Genomic DNA, 22236 nt, shown 5'->3' with positions numbered 1-22236 from the left:
TCCTGATTCCTGCCCTGGCCCGGGTCTTTAGTCGCCTGTGCCCGTCTTCAGCGACAGCAGGGCGTTCTCCACGACTTCTGTCAGGGCGGGATGGATCCAGTACTGGCCGGACGCCATGGATGCGGCATCCAGCCCGAAGGACATGGCTTGGATCAGCGGCTGGATCAGCATGGACGCTTCATGGCCCATGATGTGGGCTCCGAGGAGCTTTCCGCTCTCCTTCTCGGCCAGGAGCTTCACGAATCCCGTGGTGTCTTCCATGGCCCAGCCGTAGGCGGTGGATCCGTATTCCTGCACGGCCAGCGCCAGTTCCACTCCCCGTGCCTCCGTGTCCCGGCAGGCTTCCTCTTCCGTCATGCCCACGGAGGCGATCTGCGGACTGCTGAAGACGGCTGCGGGCACAAAACGGTGGTCGCTGGCTTTGAGGTTTTCAGGGTGCACCAGATTGTGCGCCACTGTCCGGGCCTCGTGGTTGGCGACGTGCTTGAGCTGGAAGTCGCTGCTGACATCGCCCAATCCCCACACGCCCTCAACGGGCTTGCCGCCCTTGAGCAGGCGCTGAAACTCGTCCACGGCCAGCCGTCCGTCGGGACGGAGGTCAAAGCCGGCGGCTTCAATGCCGAGCCGGTCGGTATTGGGCACGCGGCCCGTTGCAACCAGGACCAGGTCGGTGTCGAGCGTGCTTGCCCCGTCCGGCCCCTCCAGGCTGGCCCGGACGGATCCGTCGGGGTTTTCCATGAGCGACGTAACCTCGGTGTCGAGGCGTACGTCCCACTGCTTCGAAACAGCTTCGGTGAAGCGCTCTGACACCGTGGCGTCCAGGGCCCGCAGGAGCGGCCCGGAGCGGGCAGCCATGGTGACCTTGGCTCCGAAGGCGGAAAAGACAAACCCGAACTCGGCGGCAATGTAGCCGCCGCCGATGATCAGGATCCGCTCGGGAAGGTCTGGAATGCGCATGACCGTGTCAGAGGTATGCACCTGGGGAAGATCCATGCCGGGGATGTTGGGGAGCACCGGACGCGACCCGGCGGCCACGACAATCTGGTCCGCGGTGATCCGCTGTCCGTCCTCTGTTTCCAAGGCATGCTCGCTGACGAAACGGACATGGCTGTCGTACAGGGTGACGTTGTCCAGCTCCTCCGCCCGGTAGCGTCGCCCGCCCGTGGAGATCGCGTCGATGCGGGTGAAGATGCGGTCGCGGATGTCCCGCCAGTGCACCTTGTCCAGGGTCACGTCCACACCCAGGCGGGCGGCGTCGGACGCGGCTGCTGCCAACTGCGCCGGATAGACATACATCTTGGTGGGGATGCAGCCCACGTTCAGGCAGGTGCCCCCGAAGGTTCCGCCGTCGATCACAGCCACCTTCTTGTCGTCCCAGTCGGGCGTGATCAGAGAGTTTCCGGAACCTGAGCCAATAATGGCCAAATCAAAGTGAGTCACGCACCCAGTCTAAGACGCGAAAGGGCCCCGCGCTCCGGCTGCCGGATCGCGGGGCCCACCGCGGCTGAGACAGCCGCGGACGGGGGGGGGGGTGGGGTTAGCCGTCCTTCGGATCAATCACCACAAGCAGGTCTCCGCCCTGCACCTGCTCGACGGCGGAGATCGCCAGCCGGGAAACGGTACCCGCCACGGTGGCGGTGATGGAAGCCTCCATCTTCATGGCTTCGATGGTCGCCACGGTTTCTCCGGCCGCCACTTCGTCGCCTGCCTTTACCGTGACGGTGACGGCACCGGCAAACGGAGCTGCCACGTGTCCGGGATTACCGGAGTCGGCCTGCTCGGCAACCTTGGCTTCGGACTTCACGCTGCGGTCACGGACCAGCACGGGGCGCATCTGCCCGTTGAGCGTGGTCATGACGGACCGCATGCCCTTTTCATCCGGGTCGGACACGGCTTCCAGGGTGGCAATCAAGCGCACGCCCTTTTCGAGCTCAACTACGTGCTCAACGCCCTGCTGCAGTCCGTACAGGTAATCGCGGGTGTCCAGCACCGAGACATCACCGTAGGTTTCGCGGACGGTGGCGAATTCCTTGGCCGGGCCGGGGAAGAGCAGCCGGTTCAGCGTTTCGCGCCGGGTGGCCGAGTCACCGGACAAGCCCTCGAGGTCCACCTCGGTCAGTTCGGCGTCGCGCACCTTGATGGTGCGCCCCTGGAGAGCCTTGGTGCGGAAGGGTTCCGGCCATCCCCCCGGCGGGTTGCCCAGCTCGCCGCTGAGGAAGCCGATCACCGAGTCCGGGATGTCATAGTTCTGCGGGTTCTCTTCGAAGTCATCGGGCGACACGTTGCTGCCGACCAGCTGGAGCGCCAGGTCACCGACCACCTTGGACGACGGAGTGACCTTGACCAGCCGGCCCAGGATGCGGTTCGCCGCGGTGTACATGTCTTCGATGGCCTCGAACCGCTCCCCCAGCCCAAGGGCGATGGCCTGCTGACGCAGGTTGGAAAGCTGTCCGCCGGGAATCTCGTGCTGGTAGACCCGGCCGGTGGGTCCGGCCAGCCCTGATTCAAACGGAGCATAAACCCGGCGCACCGCTTCCCAGTACGGCTCCATGGCGCTGACGGCGTCCAGATCGAGGCCGGTGTCACGGTCGGTGTGGGCCATGGCTGCCACGAGGGAGGAGGCCGAGGGCTGGCTGGTGGTGCCGGCCAGGGATGCAGAGGCGACGTCAACCGCGTCCACTCCCGCGTTTGCCGCAGCAAGCAGGGTGGCGAGCTGACCGCCTGCGGTGTCGTGGGTGTGCAGGTGCACGGGCAGCTCGAAGCGTTCACGCAGCGCAGCCACCAGCTTGGCAGCCGCGGCGGGCCGCAGGAGTCCGGCCATGTCCTTGATGGCCAGAATGTGGGCTCCGGCATCGACGATCTTCTGGGCCAGGTCCAGATAGTAGTCCAGCGTGTACAGCTTCTCGTTGGGGTCCAGCATGTCAGCGGTGTAGCACAGGGCCACTTCAGCGACTGCCGTGCCGGTGGCGCGCACGGCACGGATGGCGGGTTCCATTTGTTCGACGTCGTTCAAGGCGTCGAAGATGCGGAAGATGTCCACGCCGGCTGCGGCAGCTTCCTGAACGAACGCTTCTGCCACCTCGGTGGGGTACGGGGTGTAGCCCACGGTGTTGCGGCCGCGCAGGAGCATCTGGATGCAGATGTTCGGGAGGGCCTTGCGCAGGGATGCGAGCCGTTCCCAGGGATCTTCGCCCAGGAAGCGGAGGGCGACGTCGTAGGTCGCACCGCCCCAGGCCTCCACCGAGAGCAGTTCGGGTGTCAGCGCGGACACTGCGGGCGCGGCCAACAGCAGGTCACGCGTGCGGACCCGGGTCGCGAGCAGCGACTGGTGCGCATCCCGGAAGGTGGTGTCGGTGACCGCCAGGGCCTGCTGGGCACGCAGCTCTGCCGCAAAACCCTCCGGACCAAGCTCCTCAAGCCGTTGGCGCGAACCCGGCCGGACCTCCGGCAGGTCGGCCGGCAGCTTGTCCGCCGGGTCGCTGTGCACGGGAAGCTCCCCGTACGGCTTGTTCACCGTGGTGTCCGCCAGCCAGTTGAGCAGCCGTGAGCCGCGGTCGGCGGAGCCGCGGGCACTGAGCAGTTCGGGGCGTTCCTCGATGAAGGACGTGGCCACGTCTCCGGCAATGAAGTCGGGGTCATCCAGGACAGCCTGCAGGAAGGAAATGTTGGATGAGACGCCGCGGATTCGGAACTCGGCCAGGGCACGCCGGGCGCGGTTGACAGCGGCCGGGTAGGTGCGGCCGCGGCAGGTCAGCTTCACCAGCATGGAATCAAAGTGCGGACTGATGTCGGCACCGGCGTAAACCGTGCCGCCGTCCAGCCGGACGCCTGCGCCGCCGGCGGACCGGTAACCGCTGATCTTGCCGACGTCGGGGCGGAAACCGTTCGCCGGATCCTCCGTGGTGATGCGGCACTGCAGCGCAGCGCCGCGCACCCGCAGTTCATCCTGGCGCAGACCCAGGTCTTCCAGGGTCTCGCCGGCCGCGATCCGCAGCTGAGACTGCACCAGGTCGACGTCGGTGATCTCCTCGGTGACTGTGTGCTCCACCTGGATGCGGGGATTCATTTCAATGAAGACGTGCTGCCCGGCGCGTTCGCCAACGGTGTCCACGAGGAACTCGACCGTGCCGGCGTTTTCATATTTCAGTGCCTTGGCGAACTTCACTGCATCCCGGTACAGGGCCTGCCGGATGCTCTCGTCCAGGTTGGGCGCCGGTGCAATTTCAATGACCTTCTGGTGGCGGCGCTGCAGGGAGCAGTCCCGCTCAAAGAGATGGATCACGTTGCCTTCGCCGTCGGCGAGGATCTGGACTTCAATGTGCCGGGGGCGCAGGACAGCCTGTTCCAGGAACACGGTGGAATCCCCGAAGGCGGTGTCGGCTTCGCGCATGGCGGCGCTCAGGGCCTCGGGCAGGTCCTTGGCGGTGTCCACGCGGCGCATGCCGCGGCCGCCGCCGCCTGCCACTGCTTTGACGAAAATGGGGAAGCCGATGTCCTCGGCTTCTGCAAGCAGCTTCTCGGGGTCCGAGCTGGGCTGAGTGGAGCGCAGCACCGGAATGCCTGCTTCCCGCGCGGCATTCAGGGCATGAACCTTGTGGCCGGCCAGCTCGAGGATGTCAGCATCGGGCCCCACAAAGGTGATGCCCGCTTCCTTGGCGGCGCGTGCCAGCTGGGGGTTCTCTGAAAGGAACCCGTAACCCGGGTAGATCGCGTCACAGCCGGACTCCTTGGCCACGCGGATGATCTCGTCCACGTTGAGGTAAGCCCGGACAGGGTGCCCTTCCTCACCAATGAGGTAGGCCTCGTCTGCCTTCTGGCGGTGGATCGAGTTGCGGTCTTCCTGCGGGAACACTGCTACGGTCTTTGCGCCCAGCTCGTAAGCCGCCCTGAAGGCTCGGATCGCGATTTCTCCGCGGTTGGCTACCAGTATCTTCGAGAACATTGCGCTCCTGCATCGTTGCGGGTGAGGGCAGCACCGGGGCCGCTGCACTCTTTCGGATTCTAATCCAGACTATTTCACAGCAACCGCTGGAAAAGTGTGCTGGATCACCCAGATTATTCTGCCTATCTCCCGCCACCCTGCAAAACCGACCCTGCAGGAGTTACCGCCGGGCGTCACATAGAATGAAACAGCAGCCTCACAAGGGCCCCCGCTCGTGATCCCTAGACACGTTAGGTTTTGGTTCAACAAGTGCAAGTAGTGAGCATCAGCAGTCTGAAGGGCGGCGTGGGCAAGACTTCCGTGACGCTCGGACTGGCGTCGGCTGCACTGGCAGCAGGAATTCCCACCCTCGTCGTGGACCTTGATCCGCACGCGGACGCTACCACCGGCTTGGGTGTCACCGCAGGTGACAAACCCGGCATCGGCGAAATGCTCAAGAATTCACGGCGTGCACAGCTGGGCGACAATGTTGTTCCCAGCGGCTGGGTTGCCAATGACCGTCGGGCCAAAAACCAGGATCCCAAACACCAGCCCGTTCTTGATGTCGCCATGGGCTCTGCATTTTCAGGCATCTACGACCGTCCGGACCTGGGCCGGAGGGACCTCAAGCGCCTCTCCACCCTTCTTTCCCGCGTCAGCGGCTACGGGCTGGTCCTCATCGACTGCCCGCCGTCATTGAACGGCCTCACGCGCATGGCATGGACGGCCAGCAACCGTGTCCTGCTGGTGGCGGAACCCGGACTCTTCTCCGTGGCAGGCACCGAGCGGACAATGCGTGCCCTCGAACTGTTCCGCACGGAGTTCGCTCCCAACCTCGCCCCGGCCTCGATCATCGCGAACCGCGTGCGCTCTGGCTCCAATGAGCACACCTTCCGGCTGGCCGAGATGAAGCAGATGTTTGGCGACCTGTTGCTGAGCCCCACCATTGCCGAACAGGCCAACTGGCAGCAGATCCAGGGAGCCGCGCACTCTGTGCACCACTGGCCCGGGGAGTCGGCCAAGCAGGCCGCAGGCACGTTCGATGCCCTGCTGAAAAACCTCATGGAAACCGGCAGCGTCCGCAACCGCGTCATTCGCCGAGCGAGCTAAACACAGTTCAGGGGTTAGCCCCGCACTGTTTCCGCAAAGGCAAGCGTTGCTGGGCCGACGGCAGACACCAAGGGGCGCTCCTATCGGGGTGCGCGGGCGTGGCCGTCAAACGCCGGCGCGGTCCTTTCCCGCTGATCTTGCCCAGCCAATCTTGCCTAGCTGATCTTGCGGGCAATCCGCCGCTGGCTCAGTTCATCGCCGGGAAACTCGTGCTCCCTCACGTGCTCGCTGGGCAGCTGCGCAAGGCTTCCTTCAACTTCGCGCCAGACGCGTCCGACGGCGATGCCAAAGACACCCTGTCCGCCCTGCACGAGGTCGATGACCTCATCAGCGGAGGTGCATTCGTAGACGCTGGCGCCGTCGCTCATGAGCGTAATCTGGGCCAGGTCTTCAACACCGCGTTCACGCAGGTGTTCAACGGCGGTGCGGATCTGCTGGAGGGACACTCCGGTGTCAAGGAGCCGTTTGACGACCTTGAGGACAAGGATGTCGCGGAACCCGTAAAGCCTCTGCGTTCCGGATCCCGAGGCTCCCCGAACGGCAGGTTCCACGAGGCCGGTGCGGGCCCAGTAATCGAGCTGACGGTAGGTGATCCCGGCCGCCTTGCAGGCTGTCGGACCGCGGTAGCCGGCGTCCTCATCGAGAACGGGCAAATCCTCAGTGAACAGCAAGCCCTGGGCTCCGGGAACCTTGCCCGGCGCAACGGCGTGGTTATGCTCGCCGGCTTCGCCTTTCGGACTCACTTGTGCCTCCTTGTAGCGGTTCCCGGGGGGGGGTACGCACGGGACGCGGAGACGTCGGGAGCGACTATCTTCAGTGTGCCCCGCCGAACCTCTCGGGGGAAGGATCCATGTGAATCGATCTTGAACAGACCATGGAAAAAACCCGGGAAAGAGAGAGCGGAGATCCGTGCTGTGGGAACTCTATGCTTCGACGTTAGATCTGACCACGGCCAAGGTCAAAGATGCACGCGCTTTTTCTCAAGGCGTGTCGGCTCAGCGCTCGAAGTCTTCGGGTTCAACATCGGCCAGGAACTCACGGAATTGTCGAAGCTCCTGCTCGGCATTCTCCTGGTCCTCCTCAGCGGGGTCCTCGTCTGTTGCCTCGGCAATTCGCACCCCCGCTTCGTCAAGCACCGCGTCCGCGCAGAAGATGGGGCAGGGAGCCCGCAGTGCCACCGCTATCGCGTCGGAGGCCCGGGAACTGACGGTGACGCCATTGTCAAAAACCAGCTCGGCGTAGAAGACGGTGTCCTCGACGGAGACGAGCCGGACCTCGCTGACGCTGCGGCCCAGCGCAACCACCACCGAGGCCAAAAGGTCATGGGTCATGGGGCGCGGGGGAACGATTCCCTGCTGAACGAAAGCTATGGCGCTGGCTTCCGGAGCTCCGATCCAGATCGGCAGATGGCGCTCTCCGTTGATTTCCTTGAGCAGCACGAGGGGCTGGTTGGACGGCAGTTCGATCCGGACGCCCACAACTTCGACTTCGCGCATGCTCGTCAGCTTTCCATTCGTGCGATGTGCCCGTTCACGAGGGCACTGTGCAGGTTAAGGCAGAGATCACTGATTTCCCGGGCGGTCTCCGCTGCACGGGCCTTGGAGGCAACGTCGCGCCGGGAGGCCAGCGGCGCCACCACGCTTTCGACCAATCCCAGCTCGCGGTCTGCCGCGGCCCGGAACGGACGCAGGTGCCGGGGCTCAATGCCGTGGGCCCGCAGTTTGGCGCAGGCCCGTGCAACGCGCAGGGAATTTTCGTCATAGATCCCCTGTTCCGAACTGCTTTCGGGCGCCGCGATGAGGCCGTAGTTCGCGAGGTTCTTCACCAGCTCAGCCGATGCGCCGGATTCCCGCACGAGCTCGTTGAAGGTCAGTCCGCGGGCGAGCGTGCGGGCGGAGAGCTCCCCCGCCAGCTGTTCGGACACCGCACGCGGCGTCAGCGACATGCCGCCGGGAAGGGATTCGGGACGCTCGCCGCGGTCAATGGCGTCCAGATAGTCCTTGATGACTTTCAGTGGGAGATACTGGTCGCGCTGCAGCGCCAGGACAAACCGCAGCCGCTCGACGTCGGCCGTGGTGTATTTTCGGTAGCCGGCTGCGGTCCGCTGCGGTGTGACCAGTCCTTTTTCCTCCAGGAATCGGATCTTGGACGCGCTGATTCCGGGGAAGTCGGTACTGAGCTCTCCCAGGACTTCCCCGATGTTGAGCACACGGCCGCGCAGGCGCTCGTTCCCCGTGCCAAGGGCCTGCCTGATGGGCTGTGATGCTGACATACCTGGTACCTATTCCCTCAGTATTCCCGTGGCGTCCGGCCGGACTCCTGTGCCGGTGTTCTCTATGACTTGGCGACCGTGGGACGCGCAGCGTAAAAAGTGAGCCGGAACTTGCCGATCTGGACTTCGTTGCCCGTTCGCAGCAGCAGGGAGTCCACTCGGTCGTTGTTTACGTAGGTTCCGTTCAGGCTCATAGAGTCCACGACGCGGAATCCTTCAGGAGACCGGCGGAACTCGACATGCTTGCGGGACACCGTCACGTCATCAAGGAAAACGTCCGCGTTGGGATGGCGTCCCGCGGTTGTTACATCCTGGTCCAGAAGGAACCTGGCACCGCTGTTGGGACCTGAATGCGCGATCAGCAGCGCAGATCCGGCCGGCAGTGCCGCGACTGCCGCCCGCTCATCCGTGCTGAGCTTCGGCTCAACCGTCGTATCGCTTTGAGGCGGCAGACTGATTGTTGTGGTGTCCTCGGCGCCCAATTCACGCCGATCTCCGCCCTGTCCGGCGTTGTTGTCTTCGCGCGCCATTTCCTTCATCCTCCCCAAAAGATGCGGCCAACCACTCGTGTTTCTGGCTGGCCGCAAAGTTCCTGCTGACAAATCGTGCCGTACCGGCTGTCCTAGCCTACCTGTTGAAGGGCCATCGTGGCACTGAGGTGTTTCGGGGCGGTCAGAAGCACCCGACGACTTGGCGTCCTGGGAAGCTCCGAGTTGCAAAACGGCGGTTCACACCCGCTGAAACCGTCTGCAGGACTCCCTCTCCGGCGCTCCCCTGCCACCTCGACAGGTTTCTTCGGTTACCGGGTCATGATGCGTAACCCTCCGGGTCGGGGAAAAGGCTACCCGGACTTCGTTCCCTGCCCGCGTTGCCCGAGACCTCACCGGCCACATGATGCCGTTCCGCCTGATCAGCCCTTGACGCGGAACCTCAGGATCCTGTCATCGCCGGGTTCCGGACTTCCACGGCCATCGGTGTTGTTCGTCAGAACCCACACGTCACCGGCGGGTGTTCCAACAACGTCGCGCAGCCGCCCGTACTCGCCGGTCAGATATTCGGTGGAGGCGTCCGAGTCAGCGAGCGGAACCTCTCGAAGCCGCTCTCCGCGCAGGTTGGCGACGTAGATGGAGTCTCCGACGACGGTGATCCCACTTGGGCTGGCATCGGCCGGTGCCCACTGCTGAACCGGGTCAATGAAACCCTCCGCTCCGGCGGTGCCTTCAACCTCCGGCCAACCATAGTTTCCACCGGGCTGGATCACGTTGAGTTCATCCCAGGTGTTCTGCCCGAACTCGCTGGCGTAGAGGACGCCCTCGGTGTCCCAGGCAATTCCCTGAGGATTACGGTGACCGTAGCTGTAAACCAGCGACCCGGGGAACGGATTGTCCTCCGGCACGCCGCCGTCGGGCAGCATCCGCAGAATCTTTCCGGACAGCGAACCCGTGTCCTGGGCACTGTCCCGGTTACCGGCGTCGCCGGTGGTGGCGTACAACATCCCGTCGGGGCCGAAGGCAAGTCGCCCTCCGTTGTGAATGGGACCTGCCCCGATGCCATTCAGGATGGTCTCCGGCAAGCCGAGGTTCAGCGACCCCGCGGCACCCGACAGTTCCCGCCGCTCAATCCGGTTCTCCCCGCCGGCGGTGAAATACGAGTACAAATACCCGTCCTTAACAGCGATGCCCAGGAGTCCCCCCTCTCCCCCATTCCCACCCCCGGCACCCGCGCCTTCGATGATGCCTGCTTCACGGCTGCTGCCGTTGTCGTCGAGCTCCAGGATCCGGGCCGAATCGCGTTCGCTGACCAGCGGGGTCCCTTCGTGGAAGGCAATGGACCACGGGGCATCGAGTCCGGCGGCAATAATCTCCGCCGCTGCGGTCCCGACCTCTGCCCCGTCGTCAGCGGGCGGGGCAGTGCAGCCGGTCGTCACCAAGCCCACAACTGCCACGGCCGCCGCGAGACGTGCTTTGCCTGGCATAGCTCTCCAGTCATCTGGGAAGGGACAGCTCCCGGAGCTGCCGGCGGGAATTGATGTCCAGCTTGCGGAAGATGCTGCGCAGATGGGCCTCGATCGTGCGGGGGCTCAGGAACAACTGTGTGCCGACTTCCCTTGAGGTGGCGCCGGTGGCCACCAGACGGGCGATGTGCAGCTCATGGGCTGTAAGGGCGTCGGTTGGCTGAGCGGTCCGCTTTCGCGGGTGCTCGCCGGTGGCCCGCAGTTCCCGTGCAGCGCGGGCGGCGAACGCCTCCGCACCCATGTCCAATAGCATCCCGTGCGCGGTGCGGAGCTGTTCACGGGCGTCCTGGCGACGACCCTCGCGGCGCAGCCACTCCCCGTAGACGAGGTGCGAGCGGGCGAGATGGGTGGCCATCCGGGAGCGGCCAAGCTGCTCGATCGCCTCGCGGTAGTGCTCCTCCGCTGCCGGCCCGGTACTGCTCAGAGCCTGTGCACGCGCCGCCAGACCAAGCCCCCACGGGGTGCCGCTGGCGAGGGCCCGTGAGGTGAGCTGCTCCAGCGCTTCGGCCGCGCTCTCCTGCCGGCCGGAACGGCACGCCGCTTCGATGAATTCGGAGTGGGCCATGTTGTTGAACCTCCACGCTTCGGAGTCGAAGGCCCGTTTGGCCGCGGTATAAGCCGCAGGGTACTCACCGAGACCGTTGTGCAGCACCGCCATGGCGTACTGCGTCAACGATTCCTCGGTGCCGTGCGCCGGGCCGGCTGCCTTCCGGACAATGGCCGCGTGGACCTCGGCAGTCTCGGTTGGACGGCCGCGCCAGGCGGAGACGGCGAGCTGCGCGTGGAGCAACGGCACAGCCCCGGTCGCTGCCGCGAATGCGTTCTGCTCGGCGGCCCGGACGAACTCGCCGGAGAGCACCAGCATGATGGACTGGCCGAGAAGCGCGGCCGGGAGGGTGGCCAGTGCGCCGGCCTCGCGGGTCAACCGGACATTACGGATGGACAGCGAGTGGAGTGACTCGTCGTCGAACACCGACATTGCAGTCCGGCTGGCGAGCCACCCCCACCGGCAGCCGTTGGCGCCGTCCACCGCGTCGGCGTCCGGCTCGTTGACAAAAGCCTCCACCGCCCTCCGCCGTCCCGGCACGCCGGCTGCGTAACCCTGCGTGAACGTCGCCACCAGCCCATCAAGCAACAGGTCCACCGGCCTTTGCGGCCAGGTCGCGGCCGGCGCCGTCCGGGCGGCCTCGGTAACCTCCGGTATGGTGCGGCCGCGGCCAAAGTTGCCGGTGACGATTGCCGCTTCGAGCGCGTGCAGGTATGTCTCGCGGGACAGCGCCGGATCCAGCGGGGCGAGGCTCCTGGCGGCGTCCAGCAACATTCCAGCCCCGGCGCGGTCCCTCACGAGATGAAACGCGATCCGGGCTCGCAGCAGTTCGAGGCGTGCCTGCTGCAGGGCATCGAGCGGACCGGCCGCAGCGACCCTCAGCAGGTCCAAGGCATCCTCGGACGCACCGGCCTCCTGCTTGGTATGCGCGGCTTCCAGTGCCCGGCCCGCTCGGACGGCGGGATCGGGGGTCAGCTTGGCCGCCTGCTCCATAAACGACGCTGAAGCGGCCAGCCCGCCACGGGACCGCGCCCGGTCGGCCGAGCGCACCAGCTCCACGGCGGCATCCTCATCCGTGCCAAGCACAGCCTGCGCGCGGTGCCAGGCACGTCGCTCAGGGTCGACCCTTGAATCCGTAACGGCTGCCAGCGCGTCATGCGCACGGCGACGCTCCAGAGGGGCGGCGGCCCGCAGCACGGCCGAACGCACCAGCGGATGACGAAACCGCACCCGGGTATCGATCTCCAGAAGTCCGGCGGCTTCCGCGGGCGCCGCGGACTCGTATGCGATCCCCAGATGCGCGGCCGCACGCCACAGCAGGGCCACCTCGCCGGTCGAATCGAGCGCAGCAACCAGCAGCAACGTTTGGGTCGGCACCGGCAGGCTGCCTGAGCGGCGCCGAAAGGTGTCCTCGATCCGGTGCGTGGTGCCCGGCAGCTCGGGCAGCTCAAACCCGCCAGCCAGCCATGCCGCCGGCGCGCTTCGGGCCAGCTCCAGGAGTGCGAGGGGGTTCCCACACGCCTCGGCGATGACCCGGTCCCGCATCCCGTTGTCCAGGGGTGTGTGCGCGGCCGCTGCCAGCAACGCCCGCGCGTCGTTCTCGTCGAGTCCGCCCAGGCATACGACAGGTATACCTTCGAACATGCCCATGTCGCGGTCGGTGGGGTCCCGCAGCGCGAACACCAGCGCCATCCGTTCGGCCGCTACCCGTCGCGCCACGAACGTGAGGACCTGTGCGGATGCCTCGTCCAGCCACTGTGCATCGTCGACGAGGCACAGCAGGGGCCCTTCCTCGGCGACCTCGGCCAGCAGGGTGAGGGTCGCCAGCCCCACCAGGAACCGGTCCGGAACCGCACCGCCTTGCTGCCCGAAGGCCACACCCAGAGCGGCGCGCTGCGGTTCGGGCAGGGCACCGACGCGGTCGAGCAGAGGAGCACACAACTGATGCAGGCCGGCAAAAGCGAACTGCGTCTCAGACTCCACACCAACCGAGGACACCACCCGGAACCCCGAGGATTCCGCCGCGCCGCGGGCGTGCTCGAGCAGCACCGTCTTGCCGATACCCGCTTCCCCGCGCACCACGATTGCCCCACTTAGCCCGGCCCGTGCCCGGGTGAGGAGGTTATCGACTGTTGCGCGCTCGGCGCGCCGACCCAGGAACTCCACCAGTGCCGCTCCCTTCAGAGCATGTGGGCATGCTATTAGGCAATGATCACCGACGCAAACGAAGTCGGCAGACCCGTGCCGGTAGGCATGAAGCGGCAGGAATTCAGGGACCCCTACCGACGCGAAGGCACCGCTGCGGCTGCGAGTCTGAAGACACGGTTTCGATGGGGGGCAGTTCTTGGAAACCGCTCGAATCCACGACCCGCACAAGAAAGAGGTCCCTCCCATGAATCCCATCCAGGAACTGGTCATCAACTTCCAGGAGTTGGCGGCCCAAGTGCCCGAGTTCCTTCGGCCCTTCATCGTCATGCTCGCCGGGGCAGTTCCGTTCATCGAGGGCGAAGTAGCCTCCCTGATCGGCGTCATCGGCGGCCTGAACCCCATCGTCGCCGGCAGCGCCGCCGCCGCAGGTAATTTCCTGAGCGTGCTCCTCGTGGTGCTCTTCGCCTCCCGGACCCGCACCGCCGTCGTAAAGCACAACCGGGGACGGGCAGCGGCCCGGAGCGCCGCTCTGGTCCCGGGGCCTGGCGGTTATGGCGGGAGTCCCATGTTGGAAGAGACTCCACCGGCCAAGCCCGTGTCCAAGGGCCGGCAGCGCTTCATGAAGTGGCTCGTCCGCTTCGGCGTCCCCGGCGCGAGCATCCTTGGACCCCTGGCGATCCCGACGCAGTTCACCGCCGCGATCCTCATCGCCAGCGGAACCGCTAGAGGCTGGGTGCTGCTCTGGCAAGCGGTGGCGATCGTCCTCTGGACCACCGTCGCCACCGTGTCGATCTGGGCAGCCCTCACTTACGTCGTCGGGGTCTGATCCACAGCGGCCGCCCGGACCGCAGAGGTCCGGGCGGTGAACTCCGAGAGGAACAAAATGGCACCCTATAAGACGGTGAAGCCCGGCGACGGCCATACGCTTCCACCCTTCCGCTGGTGGCAGCTGTTCACCCGTTCCCTGCTGCACCTGCACCTCTCCGGCGAAGACGGGGAGCTGGAGACCTGGTCCGTCGATGTCCGGCATGGGGGTGACGAGGATGGAGAGGCGTATGTACGGCTCTACCGCAACGGCGTCAATCGAGCCCAGTCTTCGCTCCCTGCCGCGTTCCCGGTGCCCGGCGGCACCATCGAGGTTGAGGTCAGCGGTTACGGGCTCAAACGCTCCCACTACGTGAGGTCCGACGGCTCGGAGCAGCAACTGGTACCCGATCCCGCCTCAGCCGAAGGCCGGCGTGCCCGCCTGCAGCAAACCAACCCGGCGCTGAGCCGTGGCTTGGGCACCGCGTCGCTGATCGTCCTCTTGCTTGCCCTCGTGCTGGGCGTGCCCCAGGCCGTCGAACAGATCACGCTGTTCCCACCCATCGCGGAGAACGTGGGCACGTTTTACAGCCCCTTCACCCTTCCGGCTACAGCGAACATCGGGCTTGTCCTGGCAACGATCGCAGCGAGCACGGAGCGCGCACTCCGTCTGCGATATAACCGCATCCTTGACGGCGGCTTTTTCGGAGACGATGACTAGGTTGCTTTACGGCACTTTAAACGACAAAAGCCCGGCAGAACTTTCGTTCCGCCGGGCTATTTGTCGGGTTGACAGGATTTGAACCTGCGACCCCCTGACCCCCAGTCAGGTGCGCTACCAAGCTGCGCCACAACCCGCTGTTTGGCCGGTTTGAATCCGGCCGAAGCAACTCGAATACTCTACCTCATGTTTGGCGGATTTCCCGAATCGGGAAGGCCCCGGACGCCACATTGGCATCCGGGGCACCAATGCTAGCGGTTCTTGCCGCGCTTTTCGCGCACGCGCATGTTGACCTCGATGGGAGTTCCCTCGAAACCGAAGGTCTCACGCAGGCGGCGCGTGATGAAGCGGCGGTAGCCCGGATCCAGGAATCCGGTGGTGAAGAGCACGAACTTCGGCGGGCGCGAGGACGCCTGCGTGCCGAAGAGGATGCGGGGCTGCTTGCCGCCGCGCACCGGGTGCGGATGCGCTGCCACCAGTTCGCCGAGGAAGGCATTCAACTTGCCGGTGGGAATGCGCTTGTCCCAGCTCTCCAGGGCCTTGTCCAGGGCCGGAACGAGCTTGTCCTTATGCCAGCCGGTCATGGCCGAGATGTTCACGTGCGGGGCCCACTCCACGTGGGCCAGGTCGCGCTCGATCTCGATCTGCAGGTAGCGGCGGCGTTCGTCGTCGAGCAGGTCCCATTTGTTGAAGGCCAGCACCAGCGCGCGGCCGGATTCGATGGCCAGCTGGAGAATGCGCACATCCTGTTCGCTGAGGACTTCGTCCACTGCCAGGAGCACGACGGCGACCTCGGCCTTTTCCAGCGCGGACTGGGTACGCAGCGACGCGTAGAAGTCCGCACCCTGTGCCATGTGCTGGCGGCGGCGGATGCCTGCGGTGTCCACAAAGCGCCAGGTGCGGCCGCCGAGCTCAATCAGCTCATCGACCGGGTCGCGGGTGGTGCCGGCGGTGTCGTCAACAACCACGCGCTCGGTGCCGGCCAGCTTGTTCAGCAGCGAGGACTTGCCCACGTTCGGGCGGCCGATCAGGGCGATGCGGCGGGGGCCGCCGGACTTGTCCAGTCCGCCGTACGCGGAGTACTCCGGCAGGACCTCCATCATGGCGTCCAGCATGTCGCCGGTGCCGCGGCCGTGCAGGGCCGAGACGGGGTACGGCTCGCCGAAGCCAAGGCCCCACAGCTGCGCTGCGTCGGCTTCATTCTGGATGTCATCCACCTTATTGGCGACGACGATGACGGGCTTGCCCTTGCCGCGGAGCATGCGCACCACGGCTTCGTCGGTGGCGGTGATGCCCACTGTTGCATCAACCACCAGCAGTACGGCGTCGGCGACGTCGACGGCCACCTCGGCCTGGCCTGCCACGCGGGCATGGATGCCGCGGGCGTCGTGCTCCCAGCCGCCGGTGTCCACCAGGGTGAAGTTCACGCCGTTCCAGGTGGCCGGGTAGGACACGCGGTCACGGGTCACGCCGGGGGTGTCTTCCACAACGGCTTCGCGGCGGCCCAGGATGCGGTTTACCAGCGTGGACTTGCCGACGTTCGGGCGGCCCACAATGGCGACGACGGGATCCTGGCGCAGCGGGGCGTCTTCATCGTATTCTTCGAAGCCACCGGCGAGGAGCGCGGCATCTTCTTCATCAAGTTCGTAGTCGGACAGGCCGGCGCGCAGGGTTTCGGCGCGGAGCTCGGTCTCGGCATCGTCCATGTTGGCCAGGCGTTCGTTTACCTGGTCCTCTCCGGCCGGAACGTATTCGTCCTGGCCAGTCTCGTCGCCGGCAGCGCCGGAGTATGAGGAGTTCGTCATTTTTGCTTTCTTTCCGTTGAGGTCTGCAGCACTGCAAGCAGGCCGTCTCCGGACGTTCAGCCCGGTAAGTGTGTGTGGGGTTCCGCGGGTTATAACACCGCAGTTCCACCAGTCCATTGAAACATGCGCGGCACCGGCAGGGCATTTGAGCCCTGCCGGTGCACTGTCATTGCGCTGTCGCCGGCTGTGTGGTCTTGGTCCTAGTGGGTGCTGGCGTACACCACGTCCAGCACCGCCTGGACGGTCTCTTCAAAGTCCAGATCGGAGGAATCGATGGTGACCACGCCGTCGGCGGCCTGCTGGAAATTGACCACCGTGGAGTCCTTGGCGTCGCGGGTGACGACCTGCTCCTTGAGCTGTGCGGCGCTTTGCGTACCGCCCAGCTGGACGCCGCGCCGGCGCAGGCGGGCTTCCTCGGAGGCGGTGAGCAGGATCCGCACCTCAGCCCGGGGCGCGACGACGGTGGTAATGTCCCGGCCTTCGGCGACGATGCGCAGCCCCGAGTCCTTGATCAGCTGCTGCTGGCGGCGGACCAGCTCGGCGCGCGCGCCCAGGGTGGTGGCCACGGCGCTGACCGAGGAGGAGACGATCGGTTCGCGGATCGCGTCTGTGACATCACGGCCGCTGACCCGGACAAACTCGGCGTCCGGGGAGGTGCTGAGTTCAATGTCGGCGGCACGTGCCGCCGCTTCCACGGCCGCAGCGTCATCGAGGTCGATGCCGGCTTCCATGCAGTACAGGGTCACGGCCCGGTACATGGCACCGGTGTCCAGGTACGCCGCACGCAGCCTGCGGGCGGCTTCGCGGCTAATACTGGATTTGCCTGACCCGGAGGGGCCGTCGATGGCCACGACCAGGGGCTTTCCCAGCCGAAACTCGGCCGGATTACGTTCTACAGTCACTGCACTACCTTCCACCCGCGGGCGCTTAATTCATGTACCAAATCGTGCACCCGGCTGGGCAGGACGGAAATTTCCGCCCGGCCCACCTGCTGGCCGGAGGAATGCTCCAGCCGCAGATCTTCAAGGTTCACGCCAATCTCGCCGATCTCCGTCAGCAGCCGGGCAATCTGTCCCGGTGTGTCATCCACCAGGACGGTGAAGGACACAAAGGACTGCGGCGGCGCACCGTGCTTGCCCGGAATCCGGGCCTGCCCGGTGTTGCCCTCCGAGATCAGCTGCGCCATGTCCAGGCGGGCGCCGTCGGCCACCGGGTCCTCCAGCGTATTGATGAGCCGGTTCAGGTCTTCCCGGACGCCGTAGAGGATTTCCACCAGACGCGGAGCGTTGCCGGAGAGGATCTGCACCCAGAGCTTGGGATCGCTGGCGGCAATCCGGGTTACGTCCCGCAGGCCGTTGCCGGCCAGCGCCATGGCCTGGGCAGGCGTGTCCTGCAGCCGGCTGGCCACCAGCGATGACATGACCTGCGGCAGGTGCGAGATCAGGGCCACAGACTGGTCATGGTCCGCGGCGCTCATCCGCGACACCACGGCACCAAGATCGATGGCCAGGGCCTCGGCGCACTTGACCGCCTGCGGAGAACTCTCCTCAGACGCGCAGATGACCCATGGCATGGAGGTGAACAGCTCCCCGAGCGCGGCAACCGGCCCGGACTTTTCGCGGCCAGCCATCGGATGGGTGCCCACGTAGCGGCTCAGGTCAGCGCCGGAGGCGCGCAGATCCGCCAGTACAGCACCCTTGACGCTGGCAATGTCGACGACGACGGCGTCGGGCCAGTCCTTCAGCGCCTGCGCAGCCAGCGCTGCGGTGACGTCCGGCGGCGCGGCGACGACTACCAGTTCAGGGGCGAAACCCTCATCCACTGACTCCAGCAGCCGGCCGGCACCGATGTCCCGTGCCACGGCCGCCGTCGACGGCGAGATGTCGGACAACGCGACGTCGATGCCCTGTCCGCTCAGCCCCAGCCCAATGCTGGTGCCGAGCAAACCGGTTCCGACCACGAGGACGGGACCGGACAGGTGCGTGGCTGTCCCCTGCGCCGCGCCCACTGCCTAGAGGCCTACGGAGGCGAGCAGGTGGCCAACTTCCGTGCGGCCGAGCACGCGGATGCTGCCCTGGCGCTGGTCGCCCACGCGGATCGGACCCACCTGGGTGCGGACCAGGCGCTCCACCGGGTGTCCGACGGCCTCGAACATGCGGCGGACAATGCGGTTGCGGCCCGAGTGCAGGATTACCTCAACGAGGAGGTGGCCCGGCGTGGAGTCAACCAGCTTGAAGGAGTCCACCTGGGCGAAGCCGTCCTCAAGATCCAGGCCTTCGCGCATCTGGGCGCCGACGCCGTGGGCCATGGGACCGCGGACCTGCACCAGGTACGTCTTGGGCACTTCGTAGGACGGGTGCGTGAGGCGGTTGGCGAGTTCGCCGTCGTTCGTCAGCAGCAGCAGGCCCTCGGTGTTGGTGTCCAGGCGGCCCACGTGGAACAGGCGTTCGTGCTTGTTGGTGCTCTTGAGGAAGTCGCTGATGCACGGGCGGCCCTCGGGGTCGTCCATGGTGCAGACCACGCCGCTGGGCTTGTTGAAGACGTAGTACTTCAGGTGCTCATCCAGCTGCAGGCGCATGCCGTCCACGTGGATGGCAACCTGCTGAGGATCAACGCGGACGCCAACCTCGGTGACAACTTCGCCGTCGACCTCCACGCGGCCCTCACGGATCATGTCCTCACAGACACGGCGTGAAGCCACGCCTGCCTGGGCCATGACCTTCTGCAGGCGGATGCCCTCGGGATCGTGGTGATCGGAGATGACGGGCTTGGCCGGGCGGCGGGTGGTGGTGCGCTTGACCACACCGAGATTCTGCCCGAAACGCTCGTTGCGGAACGCACGGTCTCCGCTCTTGCGCTGGCCTGCCTGCGGGCCGCCGGTGCGGGAGGCGCCGCCCTTGGTGCCGTACGGCTTGGCTGACTTTGATGCCCCGGCCTTGTAGCCTTCGGGCTTGAACTGGCCGGAGCCGGCGGACCGGGACTCGCCGGAGCCCTTTGAAGCGCCGGAGCCCTTGCCGTCAAAGGCCCGTGAAGCCGCTGAGCGGAACTTCTCGGGACGGTTCTCGGCCGACTCCTCACGGGGGCGGTAGCCGTTGGCGCGGAATTCGCCGGCGCTCATGCCGGGGTCGCGCTTGGCGGCGGCGCGGCCGCCGGTGCGGGAACCGGCAGGCTTGGAGCCCTTGCCGAAGGATTTGCCGCCGGCAGCTCCGCCGCTGCGCGGGTTGTTACGGCCTGATCCGGATCGGGGTGCCTGTGTCATAAAAAGTCCTTCGGGTGTAGCGGTTAGTAAGTAGTGTCTTCAAATTCAGCCAGGTTTTCCACCCCGGGCAGGTGCGGTGCAAGCCGCGGAAGTTCGTTGAGGTCGCCCAGTCCCAGCCGTTCCAGGAAGTACGGCGTGGTCCGGTACATCATTGAGCCGGTCTCGGGTTCCATGCCGGCGTCGTCGATGAGCCCGCGCTGGACCAGGGTCCGCACAACGGAGTCCACGTTGACACCCCGGATGGCAGATACCCGCGCCCTGGAGACAGGTTGCCGGTAGGCAATCACTGCCAGGGTTTCCAGCGCGGCCTGAGTCAAACGAGCACTCTGGCCGCCCAGGACGAACTTCGAGACCACGGGTGCAAACTCGGCGCGGGAGTAGATCCGCCAGCCGCCGGCCACATCCCGCAGTTCAAAACCTCGCATTGAAGGAAAACTACGTACTGTGCCACCGGGTCCTCCCCCAGTATAGCCGTCATACTCCCGCTGCAGTTCCGTCAGGATGTCCTGCACCACGGGCACCGGCACCTCCAACACCTCGGCCAGCTCGGCTGCGGTGACCGGCTCATCTACAACCATCAGGACTGCTTCCACCGCCGCCCGGAGGTCGGTGGCATCGCCGGGCTCAGGCTGCGCCAACGGGTTCTGCTGCATGTTGCTCCAAAGATTCGGTGTCGGTGATGGACTGGCCCCTGCCCTCGGTTGCCGGCCACGCTCCCGGCGCGGCAGACCAAGTGATCAGCAATTCGCCCAGCGGGTCCGGCTGGTCGAAGGACACGGCGCCGTCCCGAAACAGTTCCAGCAACGCCAGGAACCGGGCCACCGCCACGGAGCCGCCGGCGTCGTCCACCAGTGCCGCAAAGGTCAGCTTTCCGGCGGTCATGAGCCGGCGGGCAATGATGTCCGTCTGTTCGCGCACGCTGATTTGGGGAGCGTGCAAATGGGTCAGCCCCACCGTGGTGGGCTTGGCTTCCCGGGGAGTGAGGGCTTTGGCGGCCAGGGCCGCGAAATCCTGCGGACCGGTGCGCCAGATGAGGTCCGGCAGCATGGCGGCAAACTGCGGTTCAAGGGTGGCCTGGCGGGGAAAGCGCTCCGCTTCATCACGCAGCCGGGCATCCAGGATGCCGGCAATTTGCTTGAAGGCGCGGTATTGCAGGAGCCTGGCGAAGAGCAGGTCGCGTGCCTCGAGGAGGGCCACGTCTTCGGCGTCCTCCACGTCCCCGGCCGGCAGCAGCCGGGCTGCCTTCAAGTCCAGCAGGGTGGCGGCGATCACCAGGAATTCGCTGGCTTCGTCCAGGGCCCACGCCTGATCCGCGTCGCCGAGCGCCCGGATGTAGCCGATGAAATCGTCGGTGACATCCGCGAGGGCCACCTCGGTGATGTCCAGTTCGTGCTTGGAAATGAGTCCCAGCAGGACGTCAAAAGGTCCGGTGAAGTTTTCCAGCCGGACCCGGAAGCCGCGGACGGGCGCAGCGGCCCCTGGCTCCTCCGCCGCGGGATCCACAATGCCGGCGTCCACAGCGGTTAGGGGGCGCCGCCGCGGGAAATCAGTTCCTTGGCGAGGCGGCGGTAGGAATCGGCTCCGGGGTGGGTTCCCGCGTAGGTGGTGATCGGTTCGGCGGCGACGGTGGCGTCAGCGAACTTGATGGTCCGCTTGATGACGGTCTCGAAGACCTTGTCGCCGAAGGCTTCCACCAGGCGGGAGATGACCTCGCGGCTATGCAGGGTCCGTGCGTCGTACATGGTGGCCAGCACGCCGTCGATCTGGAGTCCGGGGTTCAGCCGGTCCTGTACCTTCTCGATGGTCTCCACAAGCAGCGCCACGGCGCGCAGGGCGAAGAACTCGCAGATCAGCGGGATGATCACGCCATGGGCGGCGGTCAGCGCGTTGACGGTCAGCAGGCCGAGGGAGGGCTGGCAGTCGATCAGGATGACGTCATAGTCATCCGACACCTTGCGCAGCGCGCGTTCCAGGACCTGCTCGCGGGCAACTTCGTTAACCAGCTGCACTTCGGCCGCGGAGAGATCGATGTTGGCGGGCAGCAGGTCGATGTTCTCGATGCCGGTCTCGTGGATGGCCTCGCGGATATCCACCTTGCGGTCCATCAGCACGTTGTAGACGGTGAGGTCCAGCTCATGCGGGTTGGTGCCCAGACCTGCGGAAAGTGCGCCCTGCGGGTCAAAGTCCACCAGCAGCACCTTTCGGCCGGCTTCAGCCAACGCGGCGCCCAGGTTGATGGTGGACGTGGTCTTGCCCACGCCGCCCTTCTGGTTCACCATGGCGATGATCCGTGCGGGTCCGTGGGAAGCGAGCACCGGAGGTTCGGGGAATTCCGTCAGCGGGCGCCCCGTTGGTCCCATCACGGAATCGGCTGCGTCCTGTGTTGCGTCCTGCAGAGTTGTTGAACTCTGATCGCTGCTCACGTAATAATCCACGCTTCCGTCTCTAGCTTTCCTGCGGGCTGTCCCTGTCAAGATTACAGCTGTGCAACGCCTATACCGCGAATCCACGCTGCGGAACGACCGCGAGCCTTGACTCTCAACTAGAGGTAGAACGTTGGCTTCGCGCGCCCATCTTGTAGGGTTCCGAGATTCCCGCTCTGTTGATCCTTCGTTCCGATGTTGGGCTCATAATC

General features: G+C 65.8%; 18 protein-coding genes and 1 tRNA gene. 3 read left to right on the top strand and 16 right to left on the bottom strand.

Annotated features, from left to right (window positions below):
- Positions 1-27 precede the first annotated feature (27 nt).
- Together MUG94_RS06370 and MUG94_RS06365 are read right to left on the bottom strand one after the other, a co-directional pair.
- The gene (locus MUG94_RS06370; RefSeq protein ID WP_227889341.1) at positions 28-1440 is read right to left on the bottom strand and encodes a mycothione reductase; all 1413 of its coding nucleotides are present in this window, start codon (positions 1438-1440) and stop codon (positions 28-30) included.
- A gap of 97 nt (positions 1441-1537) precedes the next feature.
- Positions 1538-4942 (bottom strand): pyruvate carboxylase, encoded by a 3405-nt coding sequence (locus tag MUG94_RS06365; RefSeq protein ID WP_227908943.1) that lies wholly within the window; start codon positions 4940-4942, stop codon positions 1538-1540.
- Positions 4943-5191: 249 nt separating this feature from the next.
- Between MUG94_RS06365 and MUG94_RS06360 the strand changes: the two genes are divergently transcribed.
- Positions 5192-6031, top strand: a complete 840-nt coding sequence (locus MUG94_RS06360) for a ParA family protein (protein WP_227889339.1) — start codon at positions 5192-5194, stop codon at positions 6029-6031.
- A gap of 155 nt (positions 6032-6186) precedes the next feature.
- On the opposite strand, the gene MUG94_RS06355 is transcribed toward MUG94_RS06360, so the two are convergent.
- The 6 genes from MUG94_RS06355 to MUG94_RS06330 form a co-directional block, all read right to left on the bottom strand.
- The gene (locus tag MUG94_RS06355) at positions 6187-6774 is read right to left on the bottom strand and encodes a MerR family transcriptional regulator (RefSeq protein WP_279324701.1); all 588 of its coding nucleotides are present in this window, start codon (positions 6772-6774) and stop codon (positions 6187-6189) included.
- A gap of 252 nt (positions 6775-7026) precedes the next feature.
- The gene (locus MUG94_RS06350; RefSeq protein WP_227889338.1) at positions 7027-7527 is read right to left on the bottom strand and encodes a bifunctional nuclease family protein; all 501 of its coding nucleotides are present in this window, start codon (positions 7525-7527) and stop codon (positions 7027-7029) included.
- 5 nt (positions 7528-7532) lie between these two features.
- Positions 7533-8303: a transcriptional regulator FtsR gene (gene ftsR, locus MUG94_RS06345; RefSeq protein WP_227908944.1), complete on the bottom strand. Its 771-nt coding sequence runs from the start codon at positions 8301-8303 to the stop codon at positions 7533-7535.
- 62 nt (positions 8304-8365) lie between these two features.
- Complete coding sequence (locus MUG94_RS06340) at positions 8366-8833, bottom strand: FHA domain-containing protein (protein ID WP_227889336.1); 468 nt, start codon at positions 8831-8833, stop codon at positions 8366-8368.
- A 380-nt stretch (positions 8834-9213) separates the two neighbouring features.
- On the bottom strand, positions 9214-10278 hold the full coding sequence (locus MUG94_RS06335; RefSeq protein WP_227908945.1) for a PQQ-dependent sugar dehydrogenase: 1065 nt from the start codon (positions 10276-10278) through the stop codon (positions 9214-9216).
- A 10-nt stretch (positions 10279-10288) separates the two neighbouring features.
- Positions 10289-13030 carry an ATP-binding protein gene (locus MUG94_RS06330; RefSeq protein ID WP_227908946.1) on the bottom strand — a complete coding sequence of 914 codons (2742 nt, stop codon included), beginning with the start codon at positions 13028-13030 and terminating at the stop codon, positions 10289-10291.
- A gap of 226 nt (positions 13031-13256) precedes the next feature.
- On the opposite strand from MUG94_RS06330, the gene MUG94_RS06325 reads away from it, so the two are divergent.
- Both MUG94_RS06325 and MUG94_RS06320 read left to right on the top strand, forming a co-directional pair.
- A complete protein-coding gene (locus MUG94_RS06325) occupies positions 13257-13838 on the top strand; it encodes a small multidrug efflux protein (RefSeq protein ID WP_227908947.1) in 582 nt (193 codons plus the stop codon).
- A gap of 57 nt (positions 13839-13895) precedes the next feature.
- Positions 13896-14537: a hypothetical protein gene (locus MUG94_RS06320; RefSeq protein ID WP_227908948.1), complete on the top strand. Its 642-nt coding sequence runs from the start codon at positions 13896-13898 to the stop codon at positions 14535-14537.
- A gap of 63 nt (positions 14538-14600) precedes the next feature.
- Here the strand turns inward: MUG94_RS06320 and MUG94_RS06315 are convergent.
- The 8 genes from MUG94_RS06315 to MUG94_RS06280 all read right to left on the bottom strand — a co-directional run bounded on the left by MUG94_RS06315 (position 14601) and on the right by MUG94_RS06280 (position 22024).
- Positions 14601-14674 (bottom strand) — tRNA-Pro (locus MUG94_RS06315).
- 114 nt (positions 14675-14788) lie between these two features.
- Positions 14789-16342: a ribosome biogenesis GTPase Der gene (gene der / locus MUG94_RS06310; RefSeq protein WP_227889331.1), complete on the bottom strand. Its 1554-nt coding sequence runs from the start codon at positions 16340-16342 to the stop codon at positions 14789-14791.
- 200 nt (positions 16343-16542) lie between these two features.
- Positions 16543-17244 (bottom strand): (d)CMP kinase, encoded by a 702-nt coding sequence (gene cmk, locus MUG94_RS06305; protein WP_227889330.1) that lies wholly within the window; start codon positions 17242-17244, stop codon positions 16543-16545.
- On the bottom strand, positions 17241-18350 hold the full coding sequence (locus tag MUG94_RS06300; protein ID WP_227889329.1) for a prephenate dehydrogenase: 1110 nt from the start codon (positions 18348-18350) through the stop codon (positions 17241-17243). Before MUG94_RS06300 ends, cmk begins: the two co-directional genes overlap by 4 nt.
- Positions 18351-18353: 3 nt before the next feature.
- Positions 18354-19601: a pseudouridine synthase gene (locus MUG94_RS06295; protein WP_227908949.1), complete on the bottom strand. Its 1248-nt coding sequence runs from the start codon at positions 19599-19601 to the stop codon at positions 18354-18356.
- A 23-nt stretch (positions 19602-19624) separates the two neighbouring features.
- Positions 19625-20254, bottom strand: a complete 630-nt coding sequence (gene scpB / locus MUG94_RS06290) for an SMC-Scp complex subunit ScpB (protein ID WP_227889327.1) — start codon at positions 20252-20254, stop codon at positions 19625-19627.
- Complete coding sequence (locus MUG94_RS06285) at positions 20226-21119, bottom strand: segregation and condensation protein A (RefSeq protein WP_227908950.1); 894 nt, start codon at positions 21117-21119, stop codon at positions 20226-20228. Before MUG94_RS06285 ends, scpB begins: the two co-directional genes overlap by 29 nt.
- A 5-nt stretch (positions 21120-21124) precedes the next feature.
- Positions 21125-22024 (bottom strand): ParA family protein, encoded by a 900-nt coding sequence (locus MUG94_RS06280; RefSeq protein ID WP_227889325.1) that lies wholly within the window; start codon positions 22022-22024, stop codon positions 21125-21127.
- Positions 22025-22236 lie beyond the last annotated feature (212 nt).

Source organism: Arthrobacter gengyunqii, assembly GCF_023022985.1.
Lineage (GTDB): Bacteria > Actinomycetota > Actinomycetes > Actinomycetales > Micrococcaceae > Arthrobacter_B > Arthrobacter_B gengyunqii.
Note: the sequence above shows the minus strand (reverse complement) of the source record. Positions and strands in the feature narration are given on the sequence as shown.

Excerpts from the sequence above, each read along its gene's own strand:
- MUG94_RS06365 (WP_227908943.1), bottom strand. The coding sequence starts at position 4,942 with ATGTTCTCGAAGATACTGGTAGCCAACCGCGGAGAAATCGCGATCCGA.
- MUG94_RS06350 (WP_227889338.1), bottom strand. The coding sequence starts at position 7,527 with ATGCGCGAAGTCGAAGTTGTGGGCGTCCGGATCGAACTGCCGTCCAAC.
- ftsR (WP_227908944.1), bottom strand. The coding sequence starts at position 8,303 with ATGTCAGCATCACAGCCCATCAGGCAGGCCCTTGGCACGGGGAACGAG.
- MUG94_RS06340 (WP_227889336.1), bottom strand. The coding sequence starts at position 8,833 with ATGGCGCGCGAAGACAACAACGCCGGACAGGGCGGAGATCGGCGTGAA.
- MUG94_RS06335 (WP_227908945.1), bottom strand. The coding sequence starts at position 10,278 with ATGCCAGGCAAAGCACGTCTCGCGGCGGCCGTGGCAGTTGTGGGCTTG.
- MUG94_RS06325 (WP_227908947.1), top strand. The coding sequence starts at position 13,257 with ATGAATCCCATCCAGGAACTGGTCATCAACTTCCAGGAGTTGGCGGCC.
- MUG94_RS06320 (WP_227908948.1), top strand. The coding sequence starts at position 13,896 with ATGGCACCCTATAAGACGGTGAAGCCCGGCGACGGCCATACGCTTCCA.
- der (WP_227889331.1), bottom strand. The coding sequence starts at position 16,342 with ATGACGAACTCCTCATACTCCGGCGCTGCCGGCGACGAGACTGGCCAG.
- MUG94_RS06295 (WP_227908949.1), bottom strand. The coding sequence starts at position 19,601 with ATGACACAGGCACCCCGATCCGGATCAGGCCGTAACAACCCGCGCAGC.
- scpB (WP_227889327.1), bottom strand. The coding sequence starts at position 20,254 with ATGCAGCAGAACCCGTTGGCGCAGCCTGAGCCCGGCGATGCCACCGAC.